12 protein-coding genes are annotated in these 11,819 nt (G+C 71.8%); 6 read left to right on the top strand and 6 right to left on the bottom strand.

Annotation, left to right across the window (positions count from 1 at the left end; genetic code table 11):
* Positions 1-10: 10 nt before the first annotated feature.
* Entirely contained in the window at positions 11-784 is a 774-nt protein-coding gene (locus tag L3078_RS10885) for an IclR family transcriptional regulator (RefSeq protein WP_037691381.1), read from the bottom strand.
* Between the two features lie 154 nt (positions 785-938).
* Here L3078_RS10885 and L3078_RS10880 point away from each other — a divergent pair, with 154 nt between their 5' ends.
* The 6 genes from L3078_RS10880 to L3078_RS10855 all read left to right on the top strand — a co-directional run bounded on the left by L3078_RS10880 (position 939) and on the right by L3078_RS10855 (position 6,949).
* Positions 939-2,468: an aldehyde dehydrogenase (NADP(+)) gene (locus L3078_RS10880; RefSeq protein WP_239753222.1), complete on the top strand. Its 1,530-nt coding sequence runs from the start codon at positions 939-941 to the stop codon at positions 2,466-2,468.
* Positions 2,469-2,581: 113 nt separating this feature from the next.
* Positions 2,582-3,190 (top strand): DUF1349 domain-containing protein, encoded by a 609-nt coding sequence (locus tag L3078_RS10875; RefSeq protein WP_239753221.1) that lies wholly within the window; start codon positions 2,582-2,584, stop codon positions 3,188-3,190.
* Between the two features lie 90 nt (positions 3,191-3,280).
* Complete coding sequence (locus L3078_RS10870) at positions 3,281-3,997, top strand: DsbA family oxidoreductase (RefSeq protein ID WP_239753220.1); 717 nt, start codon at positions 3,281-3,283, stop codon at positions 3,995-3,997.
* A 119-nt stretch (positions 3,998-4,116) separates the two neighbouring features.
* A complete protein-coding gene (locus L3078_RS10865; protein ID WP_239753219.1) occupies positions 4,117-5,166 on the top strand; it encodes an aminotransferase class V-fold PLP-dependent enzyme in 1,050 nt (349 codons plus the stop codon).
* A 54-nt stretch (positions 5,167-5,220) separates the two neighbouring features.
* Positions 5,221-5,829, top strand: a complete 609-nt coding sequence (locus L3078_RS10860) for an RNA polymerase sigma factor (protein ID WP_239753218.1) — start codon at positions 5,221-5,223, stop codon at positions 5,827-5,829.
* A 76-nt stretch (positions 5,830-5,905) separates the two neighbouring features.
* Positions 5,906-6,949: a maleylpyruvate isomerase family mycothiol-dependent enzyme gene (locus tag L3078_RS10855; protein WP_239753217.1), complete on the top strand. Its 1,044-nt coding sequence runs from the start codon at positions 5,906-5,908 to the stop codon at positions 6,947-6,949.
* Positions 6,950-7,044: 95 nt separating this feature from the next.
* Here L3078_RS10855 and thpD read toward each other — a convergent pair whose 3' ends face one another.
* From thpD to L3078_RS10830, 5 genes are all read right to left on the bottom strand, one after another.
* Entirely contained in the window at positions 7,045-7,959 is a 915-nt protein-coding gene (gene thpD, locus L3078_RS10850; protein ID WP_239753216.1) for an ectoine hydroxylase, read from the bottom strand.
* A 7-nt stretch (positions 7,960-7,966) separates the two neighbouring features.
* On the bottom strand, positions 7,967-8,371 hold the full coding sequence (locus L3078_RS10845) for an ectoine synthase (RefSeq protein ID WP_239753215.1): 405 nt from the start codon (positions 8,369-8,371) through the stop codon (positions 7,967-7,969).
* A gap of 53 nt (positions 8,372-8,424) precedes the next feature.
* Positions 8,425-9,696 carry a diaminobutyrate--2-oxoglutarate transaminase gene (gene ectB / locus L3078_RS10840; RefSeq protein ID WP_239753214.1) on the bottom strand — a complete coding sequence of 424 codons (1,272 nt, stop codon included), beginning with the start codon at positions 9,694-9,696 and terminating at the stop codon, positions 8,425-8,427.
* Positions 9,697-9,772: 76 nt separating this feature from the next.
* Positions 9,773-10,303 carry a diaminobutyrate acetyltransferase gene (gene ectA / locus L3078_RS10835; protein WP_239753213.1) on the bottom strand — a complete coding sequence of 177 codons (531 nt, stop codon included), beginning with the start codon at positions 10,301-10,303 and terminating at the stop codon, positions 9,773-9,775.
* 368 nt (positions 10,304-10,671) lie between these two features.
* Positions 10,672-11,772: a pyridoxal-phosphate-dependent aminotransferase family protein gene (locus tag L3078_RS10830; RefSeq protein WP_239753212.1), complete on the bottom strand. Its 1,101-nt coding sequence runs from the start codon at positions 11,770-11,772 to the stop codon at positions 10,672-10,674.
* Positions 11,773-11,819 lie beyond the last annotated feature (47 nt).

Here is an 11,819-nt window from a genome sequence, read left to right as displayed (position 1 = left end):
CGGGGCCGGTTCAGAGTCTGCGGGTCGCCAGCGTCAGCCGGTCGCGGGCGTCGAAGAGGGCGTCCTTGACCAACTGCTCGTGCGCCGGGGTCAGCCGGGCCACCGGGACGGAGCAGCTGATCGCGTCGCGGGCCGGGGTGCGGTAGGGGATCGCCACCCCGAAGCAGCGCAGCCCGAGCGTGTTCTCCTCGCGGTCCACCGAGAACCCCTGCTCACGGATCTGCCGCAGCTCCTCGATGAGCTGCTCCCGGTCGGTGATCGTGTGCTCGGTCAGCGCCGGCAGGGTCTCCGGGAGCATCTTGCGGACCTGCTCGTCGGTGTGGGTGGCCAGCAGCGCCTTGCCGAGCGAGGTGGAGTGGGCGGGCAGCCGGCGGCCGACGCGGGTGAAGGGGCGCAGATAGTGCTGCGACTGGCGGGTGGCCAGATAGACGACGTTGGTGCCGTCGAGGCGGGCCAGGTGGATCGTCTCCGTGGTGTCGTCCGACAGCCGGTCCAGCGTCGGCCGGGCCAGCGCCACCACCTCGTCACCGTCGATGTAGGACGTGCCGACGAGCAGCGCGCGGACGCCGATGCCGTAGCGGGTGCCCGTCGCGTCGGTCTCCACCCAGCCCAGCTCCACCAGGGTGCGCAGCAACATGTAGAGACTGGACTTGGGATATCCGACGGCTTCCTGGACCGCCGCCAGGGAATGCATACCGGGGCGCCCGGCGAAGTATTCGAGCAGCTCAACGGTCCTTACCGCCGATTTGACCTGTGCCCCGCCGCCCGTCTCCACTGCCGACATCGCCCTTGACCCCTTCGTTCGGCGAGAAGCTGAAGATATAGTCTCCGACAGAATATTCATCATCAGAGACGGCGTTCAGCATATCGAACGACGCTGGTGAATGACCCAGATATGACCCTGGGAATCGATCCAGAAATACGTGGAGGAACCCGCGGTGGCAGCAGCACCAGTCTGGAGTGTCGACCCCCGTAACGGGAAGCAGCGCGAGCAGGTTGCGGTGGAGGCCACAGCCCAGGAGGTGGACGCCGCCGTCCGCGCGGCGCACGCCGCCCGCGCCTCCCTGGCCGACCGCACCGTCCGCGCGGCCTTCCTGCGCACCGCCGCCGACCAGCTCCAGGCGGCCAAGGACCAGCTCGTCGAGGTCGCCGACGCCGAGACCGCGCTCGGCCCGGTCCGCCTCACCGGCGAACTCGCCCGCACCTGCTACCAGCTGCGGGCCTTCGCCGACATCGTCGACGAGGGCGCCTTCCTCGACGTGGTGATCAACCACCCCGACGACACCGCCACCCCGCCCATCCCGGACCTGCGCCGCTACAAGGTCCCGCTCGGCGTGGTGGCCGTCTACTCGGCCTCCAACTTCCCCTTCGCCTTCTCCGTCCCCGGCGGCGACACGGCGAGCGCGCTGGCCGCCGGCTGCCCGGTCGTCGTCAAGGCCCACCCCGACCACCCGGCGCTGTCCGAGCTGGTCGCGATCGTGCTGCGCCGGGCCGCCGCCGAGCACGGCATCCCCGAGGGCGTCCTCGGCCTCGTGCACGGCTTCGAGGCGGGCGTCGAGCTGGTCAAGCACCCGCTCGTCACCGCGGCCGGCTTCACCGGTTCGGTACGCGGCGGCCGTGCCCTCTTCGACGCGGCGGCCGCGCGCCCCGTGCCGATCCCGTTCCACGGCGAGCTGGGCTCCCTGAACCCCGTCCTCATCACCGAGGCCGCCGCCGCCGAGCGCGCCGAGACGATCGGCACCGGGCTCGCCGGGTCGATGACGCTCGGTGTCGGCCAGTTCTGCGTGAAGCCCGGCCTGGTGCTGGCGCCCGCCGGTGACGCCGGTGACCGGCTGCTCAAGTCGCTCACCGACGCCGTCAGCGACGTCGACTCCGGGGTCCTGCTGGACCACCGGATGCGGGACAACTTCCTCGCCGGTGTCGCCGAGCGCGCCGAACTGCCGGACGTGGAGTCGCCGGTGACCGCCGGCGCGGGCGGCGAGCACACGGTCAGCCCCGGGTTCCTGACCGTCCCCGCGGAGAAGCTGGCCGTCGAGGGCGAGCACGACCTGCTCCTGGAGGAGTGCTTCGGCCCGCTCACCGTCGTGGCCCGCTACGAGGACGAGGACGAGGCCAAGTCGGTGCTGTCCCGGCTGCCCGGCAACCTCACCGCCACGGTGCACGTGTCGGGCGAGGAGGCCGCCGAGGGCGGGCGCGGACCGGAGCTGCTGGCCGAGCTGACGCCGCTGGCCGGGCGCGTGCTCGTCAACGGATGGCCGACGGGGGTGGCCGTGGCGGCCGCCCAGCACCACGGTGGGCCCTACCCGGCCACGACGTCGACGTCCACCTCGGTGGGCGGGACGGCGATCGAGCGGTGGCTGCGGCCGGTCGCCTACCAGGGGGCGCCCGCGGCGCTGCTTCCGCCGGAGCTGCGGGACGAGAATCCGCTGGGGCTGCCCCGTCGGTTCAACGGGGTCTTGGAGCGGTAGCGCCGTAGGGGTTCCGTTCGGTTCGGGCTGCGCGTGCGTTCGTGGTTGCTCGCGCAGTTCCCCGCGCCCCTAAAGGGGCGCGGCAGTGGGGCGGGAGCTGCGAGAATCCCCCAATGGACGTCGACATTCCCGAACTCCCCTTCCCCCTTCGCACATATGGCCCCGACGGGCATTGGTCCTACGAGGACGGGGTGCTCACCGGGTGGGCCGGTGCCCGGCAGGACCGGTTCGTGCCGCCCACGGACGAGGGGCTGGACCCGAAGTCGGACGCGCCCCGGCTGCTGGGGGCACCGGAGGGGGACTTCCAGCTGATCGCCCGCGTCACCGTCGGCTTCGCCGCCGGGTTCGACGCGGGCGTGCTGTACGTGCACGTGGGCGAGCGGGCCTGGGCGAAGCTCTGCCTGGAGAACTCACCCGACGTGCCGACCGTGTGCACGGTGGTCACCCGGGGGCACTCGGACGACGCCAACTCCTTCACCGTCGAGGGCAGTTCGGTCTGGCTGCGGGTCAGCCGCACCGGCCGCGCCTTCGCCTTCCACGCCTCCCGCGACGGCAAGCGGTGGACCTTCGTCCGCCTCTTCACCCTCGCCGGCGAGCGGGAGAGCGGCGCCGCCCTGATCGGCTTCATGACGCAGTCGCCGATGGGCGAGGGCTGCGTCGTCACCTACGACGAGATCGAGTTCCGCCCGAACTGGCCGAAGGATCTGAGGAACGGCAGCTGACCGGGGAATGGGCCGCGCTGCTTGAACGTTCATCCACCCTAGAGGCGGAGGGCGCCTCCGTACCCGTACGACCTGGAGAGAGCTGACACCATGCGCGTCGAGATCTGGAGCGACATCGCCTGCCCCTGGTGCTACGTGGGCAAGGCCCGCTTCGAGAAGGCGCTCGCCGCCTTCCCGCACCGCGACGGCGTCGAGGTGGTGCACCGCTCCTTCGAGCTCGACCCGGGCCGCGCCAAGGACGACATCCAGCCCGTGCTCACCATGCTGACCAAGAAGTACGGCATGAGCGAGGCGCAGGCCCAGGCCGGTGAGCACAACCTCCGGGAGCAGGCGGCGGCCGAGGGCCTCGCCTACCGGGCGGAGGGCCGTGACCACGGCAGCACCTTCGACATGCACCGCCTGATCCACTTCGCCAAGGACCAGGGCCGGCAGAGCGAACTGCTCCAGGCCTTCTACCGGGCGAACTTCGCCGAGGAGCGGTCCGTGTACGCCGACGCGGACGACTACCTGATCGAGCTGGCCGTCGAGGCGGGGCTCGACGAGGAGGCCGCGCGCAAGGTGCTGGCCGACCCGGACGCGTACGCGGACGCCGTCCGCGCGGACGAGCGCGAGGCCGCTGCGCTCGGCGCGAACGGGGTGCCGTTCTTCGTGCTGGACCGGAAGTACGGGGTGTCCGGGGCGCAGCCCGCGGAGGTCTTCGAGAAGGCGCTCACGCAGGCGTGGGGGGAGCGGCCCGCGCCGCTGAAGGTCGTGGCGGCGGACGGCGCGGAGGCCTGCGGGCCGGACGGGTGCGCCGTGCCCCAGTAAGAGGCGGGTAGCGGTCTGGCGCCGCGGCGCAGGTCAGGCGCCATGCATAAGCGTTGCTTGGAGACAGGGCGCAAAACTTCTCAATGGACGTGGGATACGCCCGGCCCCACAGTGGTCCCATGGAAACCTTCGAGAGCCTCGTTCGTGCCGAGTTCGTCCCGAAGAACACCTATCTGAACACCGCCAGCACCGGCCTGCTGCCCGTCAGGGCGGTCGACGCGATGAAGGCGGCCGTGGAGTCCGTGGCGGCCGGGCGGCCGCAGGACATGTTCGCCGACGTGGAGGCCGCGCGCGCCGCATTCGGCAGGATCACCGGGGTGCCGGACCGTCGCGTGGCGGCCGGCGCCTCGGTCGCCGTCTACAGCGGGCTGATCGCCGCCGCGCTCCCGGCGGGAGCCGAGGTGCTGACCGCCGAGGGCGAGTTCGCGTCCCTCGTGAACCCCTTCCACGTGCGCGGCGACCTCAAGGTGCGCCAGGTGCCGTTGGAGCGCGTCGCCGAGTCGGTGCGGCCCGGCACCGCCCTCGTCGCGGTGAGCGCCGCGCAGTCCGCCGACGGCCGGATCGCCGACCTGGACGCGATCCGCGCGGCGGCCCGGGAGCGGGGAGCGCGTACGTTCGTCGACGCGTCGCAGTCCGCCGGCTGGCTGCCGATCGAGGCGGACGCGTACGACTACGTCGTCGCCGTCGCCTTCAAATGGCTGCTGTGCCCGCGCGGAGTCACCTTCCTCGTCGTCCCCGAGGACCTCGGCGGGCTCACCCCCGTCTTCGCCGGCTGGGTCGCGGGGGAGGAGCCGTGGGACAGCTGCTACGGCCCGGTCGAGGAACTCGCCCGCTCCGCACGCCGGTTCGACGAGAGCCCCAGCCTGTTCTCCTACGCCGGCGCCCGCCGCTCCCTCGCGCTGATCGAGGAGCTGGGCGTGGCACGGGTACGGGACCACGACCTCGCGCTCGCCGAACGGTTCCGCGCGGGTCTCGCCGCGCTCGGCCACGAGCCGGTGCCGGCCCCCGGGTCGGCGATCGTGTCGGTGCCCGGACTCGGGCGGCGGCAGGCGGAATTGAGCCGCGCGGGGGTCGAGGTCTCCGATCGCGCGGGTCATCTGCGGGCCGCCTTCCACCTGTACAACACACCGGCGGACGTCGACCGGCTTCTGGACGTCCTGTCCGGCTGACTTTCCCGACCCACTGGCGCGGACCGCGCCAGGACGCTAGGAAGGCATCACGAGGTGGTGGTGCCGGTGGAGCCGACGCTCGAACAGCCGTCCATCGATGTGGAGTTGCATCGGCGGCTGGTGTACGGGGACGAGTCCGCGCTGCGTGAAGCGTACGCGGCGTACGGAGGGCTCGTCCGGCGGGTGGCCGTCCGGGTCACCCGCAGCCCGGCGGCCGCCGAGGACGTGGCGCAGGAGGTCTTCGCCCAGCTGTGGAGCAGGCCGTACGGCTTCGACGCGCGCCGGGGCTCGCTGCGCACCTGGCTGTCCATGGTGGCCCACCGGCGGGCCGTGGACTGGGTGCGCGGCGAGGCCCGGCACCGCAAGGACGTCCGCGCGGACGACTCGGCGCTGCACGCCATCCCCGACGCGGGCCCCGACCCCGCCGAGGCGCTCGTCGACCGCGAGCGCTCCCTTCTGCTGCACACCGCCCTCGCCGAACTCCCGCGCCCCCAGCGGGAGGTGGTCCACCTCGCCTACTTCGCGGGCCGCACCTACCGCCAGGCCGCCGTCGAACTCGGCATACCCGAGGGCACCGCGAAGACCCGCCTCCGCTCGGCGCTGCGCAAACTGGCGGAGTCCCTCGCGGACCCACCGGACCCGGCAGCGGCGAGGGGCGCGTGATGGGGGCGCACGGGACCGTCCGGAGCGCGGGGCACCTGCGTATCGTGGACGCGGCAGGGCGAAAGGGCGGCGCGCGATGACCAACGACCACGACGGTGTACGGGAGCTGCTGGCCGCCTGGGCCGTCGGCGCGCTCCCACCCGGCGACCGGCGCAGAGTCACCCCGCACCTGGCAGCCTGCACGTCGTGCGCGGCCGAGGCGGAACGCCTCCGCGACACGGTCCGACTGCTGGACGGATCGTGGGACGGGCACCCGCGCGATGCGCTGGACGGGCACCCGGGCGATGCCGTGGCCGGGGGTGCCGACGACATCCTCTCGTCGGCCCTCCGCTCCCGCCGCCCCCGCGCCGCCGAGCTCGCCCACCACGCGGCGCCCTACGCCGCGGCCGTGGCCGGGCTCCAGGCGCTGGTACCGGAGGTGGAGGGCCGCTGGGGCACCCCGGTCGTGCACGACTGGGACGCGCACGCCACCGTCGCCCACCTCGTCGCCGCCGACGAACACCTCGCCGTACGGCTGGGCATCGACACACCGCTGCCCGTCTCGCGCATCCCGGAGGGGATCCCGGCCGGAGACGCCTGGGCCCGGCGCACCGCCGACGTCATCGCCCACGAGCACGGGCGCACACCGGCGCAGACGGTCGCCACGTGGGCCGCGCAGGCCGCCGCGCTGCTAGCCACCCCCGAGGCCGCCGACCCCGAACTCGCCGCCCGCCCCGTCACGGTGATGGGCCTGCGCCTGCCGGTCGCCGACCACTTCGTGATCCGCGCCTTCGAGGCCTGGATCCACACGGACGACATCGGCCGGGCGCTCGGCCTGCCCGTGCCGCCGCCCCCCGACGAACACCTGTGGTCGCTGGTCAGGCTGGCCGTCCGCATCCTCGGCCTGGCCCTCCACGACGCGCCCCCCGTCCTCTTCGAGGTCACCGGCCCCACCGGCACCAGCTGGATCCTCGGCGACGACAGCGACCCCGTGCACGCCGAACTCAGCCTGGACCCCGTCGACTTCTGCCTCCTGGTCGGCGGCCGTTACGCCCCGGAGGAGGTACCGAGGGGCGTCACGGGCGACGAGGACGCGGCCCGGAACGTCCTGGAGCGGGCGGCCTCGCTGGCTTGGCTGTAGCGGATCCGCGGAGGCGACGCCCCGCAGGCGCGCGAAAGGGCCGGGCGGCCGCTCAGGGGTGGCGACCGCCCGGCCCCGTCAGGGGGACGACGGGATCACTTCACCGGGGTGAAGTCCCGTGCGCCGATGAACTCCGGCCGGCGTATCGGCGCCGCGAACGGCTCCACGGCCGCGTTCTCCACGCTGTTGAAGACGATGAAGACGTTGCTGCGCGGGAACGGCGTGATGTTGTCGCCGGACCCGTGCATGCAGTTGCAGTCGAACCAGGTCGCCGAACCGGCCTTGCCCGTGAACAGCTTGATGCCGTACTCCGACGCCATGGCCGTCAGCGCCTCGTCGGACGGGGTGCCGGCGTCCTGCATCTGCAGCGACTTCTTGTAGTTGTCCTTCGGGGTGGCGCCCGCACAGCCGAGGAACGTCCGGTGCGACCCCGGCATGATCATCAGACCGCCGTTGGTGTCGTAGTTCTCGGTCAGGGCGATCGAGACGGACACCGTCCGCATGTTCGGCAGCCCGTCCTCGGCGTGCCAGGTCTCGAAGTCGGAGTGCCAGTAGAACCCGGACGCGCCGAAGCCCGGCTTCACGTTGATCCGCGACTGGTGGACGTAGACGTCCGAGCCGAGGATCTGCCGGGCCCGCCCGACGACCCGCTCGTCCCGCACCAGCTGCGCGAACAGCTCGCTGATCCGGTGCACCTCGAAGACCGACCGGATCTCCTGCGACTTCGGCTCGACGATCGAGCGCTCGTCGGCGCGGATCGCCGGATCGGCGACCAGCCGCTCCAGCTCCTGCCGGTACACGGCGACCTCGTCCGGCTCGATCAGCTGCTCGACGGGGAGGAACCCGTCGCGCTCGTACGCCTGGAGTTCGGCGAGGGAGACGGGGCCGGGCGTGGCGGGGGAGCCCCAGACGACCGGGTCCTGACGCGGGACCGACACCTCGGTGGCCCCACGGCTGGGGTAGAGGTCGGGGACGGTGGTGGCAGTGTTCATCGTGGTGGTCGTGGTCATGGTGATGTCACACCTCCTCGGGCTCGGTGAGCAGCGGGTAGACGCCGTTCTCGTCGTGGTCCTCCCGTCCGGTCACGGGCGGGTTGAACACACAGATGCAGCGGAAGTCCTCCTTGATCCGCATCGTGTGCCGCTCGTGCCCGTCGAGGAGGTACATGGTCCCGGGCGTGATCGTGTACGTCCGCCCGGTCTCGTCGTCGGTCAGTTCGGCCTCGCCCTCGACGCACACCACGGCCTCGACGTGGTTCGCGTACCACATCGACGTCTCCGTGCCCGCGTAGAGGACCGTCTCGTGCAGGGAGAAGCCGACCCTCTCCTTGGCGAGGACGATGCGTTTGCTCTCCCACGTGCCGGACGCGGCTTTGACGTGCCGGTCGGTGCCTTCCAGATCCTTGAAAGAACGGACGATCACGGTGGTTCCAGGCCTCCTTCTCAGCCTTCTCTGACGGGTTCTCGGGTGGTCGCTCAGACGGTTTCCCGGACGGCGCGGGCGAGGACGCGCAGGCCCTCGTCCAGCTCGTCGGGGGTGATGGTGAGGGCCGGCAGCAGTTTGACGACCTCGCTCTCCGGGCCGGACGTCTCGATCAGCAGCCCGAGTTCGAACGCCCGCTTGGCCACCCGGCCCGCGCGCTCCTTCTCGTGGAACTCCATGCCCCACACCAGGCCGCGGCCCCGGTACTCCTTCACGTCGGCGAGGTTCTCCTCCGTGATGGAGATGAGCGCCTGCTCGACCTGCTCACCGCGCTGGCGGGTCTGCTTCTCCATGACGGAGCCGTCGGCCCAGTACGCCTCCAGGGCGGCCGTCGCCGTCACGAACGCGGGGTTGTTGCCGCGGAAGGTGCCGTTGTGCTCGCCCGGCTCCCAGATGTCCAGCTCCGGCTTGAACAGGCAGAGCGACATCGGCAGCCCGTACCCGCTGATCGACTTGGAGACGGTCACGATGTCGGGCGTGATGCCGGCCTCCTCGAACGAGAAGAAGGCGCCCGTACGACCGCAGCCCATCTGGATGTCGTCGACGATGAGCAGCATGTCCTGCCGCTCGCACAGGTCGGCGAGGGCACGCAGCCACTCCGGGCGGGCGACGTTGATGCCGCCCTCGCCCTGCACGGTCTCCACGATCACGGCGGCGGGCTTGTTGAGCCCGGAGCCCTGGTCCTCCAGCAGCCGCTCGAACCACAGGAAGTCCTCGACCGTGCCGTCGAAGTAGTTGTCGAACGGCATCGGGGTGCCGTGCACCAGCGGGATCCCCGCGCCGGCCCGCTTGAAGGCGTTGCCGGTGACGGCGAGCGAACCCAGCGACATGCCGTGGAAGGCGTTGGTGAAGGAGACGACCGACTCGCGGCCCTTCACCTTCCGCGCCAGCTTCAGCGCCGACTCCACCGCGTTGGTGCCGGTCGGCCCCGGGAACATGACCTTGTACGGCAGGTCGCGCGGCCGCAGCACCAGGTTCTGGAAGGACTCCAGGAACGCCCGCTTCGCGGTCGTCGACATGTCGAGCCCGTGGGTGACGCCGTCCCGTTCCAGATAGTCGATGAGGGCGCGTTTGAGTACGGGGTTGTTGTGGCCGTAGTTGAGTGACCCGGCGCCGGCGAAGAAGTCCAGGTACGTGTGGCCGTCCTCGTCGAACATCCGGCTGCCCTGCGCGCGGTCGAAGACGGTGGGCCAGCCGCGGCAGTAGCTGCGCACCTCGGACTCCAGGGTCTCGAAGACGCTCAGGTCGGGCTGGGTGATGGTCACGTCGAATCGCTCCTCGGTGCGTGGGGGAGTGAGGGAGGGGAGGGGGAGTGCGGGGGGTGGGGGGTGACGGCGGGGCTCAGGGGGAGAGCGGGCCGATGCGGTGGAGCACCTCGGGCTGGTGCGGGCCGTCGGGGAAGTCCCCGGCCTCGAACAGGACCGTGCGCTCGACGCTCGCGCCGTGCCGTTCGGCGTACGCGGCGAACAGGCGCTCGGAGGCGGTGTTGCCCGGTGTGATGGTGGTCTCGACGGTGGTCAGGGGGTGCCGTCGCGCGACCCGGGCGGTGAGCCCGTCCAGCAGGGCGCCCGCGAGCCCGAGCCCCCGGTGCGCCTCGTCGACGGCCACCTGCCACACCAGCAGGGTGTCCGGTCGCTCCGGCCGCACGTACCCGGTCACGAACCCGACCGGTTCCCCGGACCGGTCCCGCGCCACCGCCGAGGTGTCCGCGAAGTCCCGGCACCACAGCAGATAGCTGTACGAGGAGTTCAGGTCCAGGGCTCCGGAGTCACCGGCGATACGCCACAGCGACGCGCCGTCCGACACGTCCGGGCGGTCGATCCGAATCCCTTCCGCGATTTCCGTCAGTGGTTCTGCTTGTGCGGCAGTCATGGGGCTTGAATTTACCCATGGGAATTTCGAATTGCATCGCCGCGCGGGGTTACGTATGAGCCGCCCACGTGTTATCACGCGGGCGTGAGGGGCCTGGGGGCAGGCGGTAGGTATGGGAGCTTTCGCCCGTAAATTACCGCACAAAACGGGCACGTTGTGGAGTCGGTCACACGTACGTAACCCTCACGAGATCTGCTCGAATCAGCCCCGCCAGTGTTCGCGAAACCTTTGCGTTTAGGCGGGGGAAGAGCGGGCAGAAGAATACGGGATCCTGATCTGTGAATTCCAGTGTATTACTGCCATCACATTACTGCCGCCGCATTACCGTCGCTGAAAGGTGCCGCGATTCCCCCGGCGAAACGGACTCTCTACGCCAGGGCCGCTGCCGCCGCCCGCCGAGCCCCCTCCAGGTCGACGGTCACGCCGAACTCCGCCAGGGCCGCGCCCAGCCCCGCGAGCGCGGAGTGCACGGCGCCCGGGGTGGCGTCGGGGCCGTAGTGGTTCACGCGGACCATCTCCGAGGCGAGGGACCCGCCGCCGGCGGCCAGCGGGAGCGCCGGATCCATGGCCAGCGCCTTGGCCACCAGCTCCGAGGCGTCGACCCCGGCGGGCGTCCGGAGGGTCGTGGCGACCGGCGCGGCGTCGGCCGCCTCGCGCACGTACGGCTCGAGGCCCCCGCCCAGCGCGAGCGCGCCCGCCCGGGTCGCCGCGGCGGCGGACGCGTGCCGGGACATCACCGTGTCGAGCCCCTCCGCCTCGACGCGCTCCAGACAGGCCTCCAGGGCGAGCATCTCCAACTGGGCGGGCGCGTGCAGCAGGGCCCGGCGGCCGCCGTCGATCCAGCGCTCCTTCCAGTCCAGGAGGGAGAGGTACGAGCGGCGCGGCGCCCGCGGGTTGGCCGCCATCCGCGCCCACGCCCGCTCGCTCACCGAGATCGCCGACACCCCGGCCGGCCCGCCCATCGCCTTCTGCGCCCCGATCACGCACAGGTCGACGCCCCACGCGTCCGGCAGCACCGGCTCGGCCCCGACGGAGGCCACCGCGTCCAGGTAGAACAGGGCGCCGTGCGCGCGGACGACCTCGCCGATCTCCGCCACGGGGTTGGTGTTGCCGGTCGCCGCCTCCGCGTGCACCAGCGACACGAAGTCGATCGCCGGATGCTCGGCGAAGGCGTCCCGGATCTGCCCGGCCGTCACCGCCGTGTGGAAGGGCACCGCCAGGTCGACGACCCTCGCCCCGCAGTCACGCAGCCAGTTCCCGAAGGTCTGCCCGTACGGCCCGGTGATCACGTTCAGCGCGGTCGTGCCGGGCCCGGCGGCCCCGCGGATCGCGCCCTCCAGCGGCAGCAGCGCCTCGCCCTGCGTGATCACGACGTCCTGCTCGGTGGAGAGCAGCCGGGCGACCCGGTCCTCGATCGAGGCGAAGTGCGAGGCGCTCAGCGGGGCCAGATCCAGAAACGGGTGTGTCACGGGGTGCTCTCTTCACCGACGGGGTAGATGGTGTCGAGGGTACCGAC

The sequence above is a fragment of the Streptomyces deccanensis genome (assembly GCF_022385335.1).
In the GTDB taxonomy this organism is placed as follows: Bacteria; Actinomycetota; Actinomycetes; order Streptomycetales; family Streptomycetaceae; genus Streptomyces; species Streptomyces deccanensis.
The sequence above is the reverse complement of the archived record's forward strand: the minus strand, read 5'-3'. Positions and strand labels throughout refer to the sequence as shown.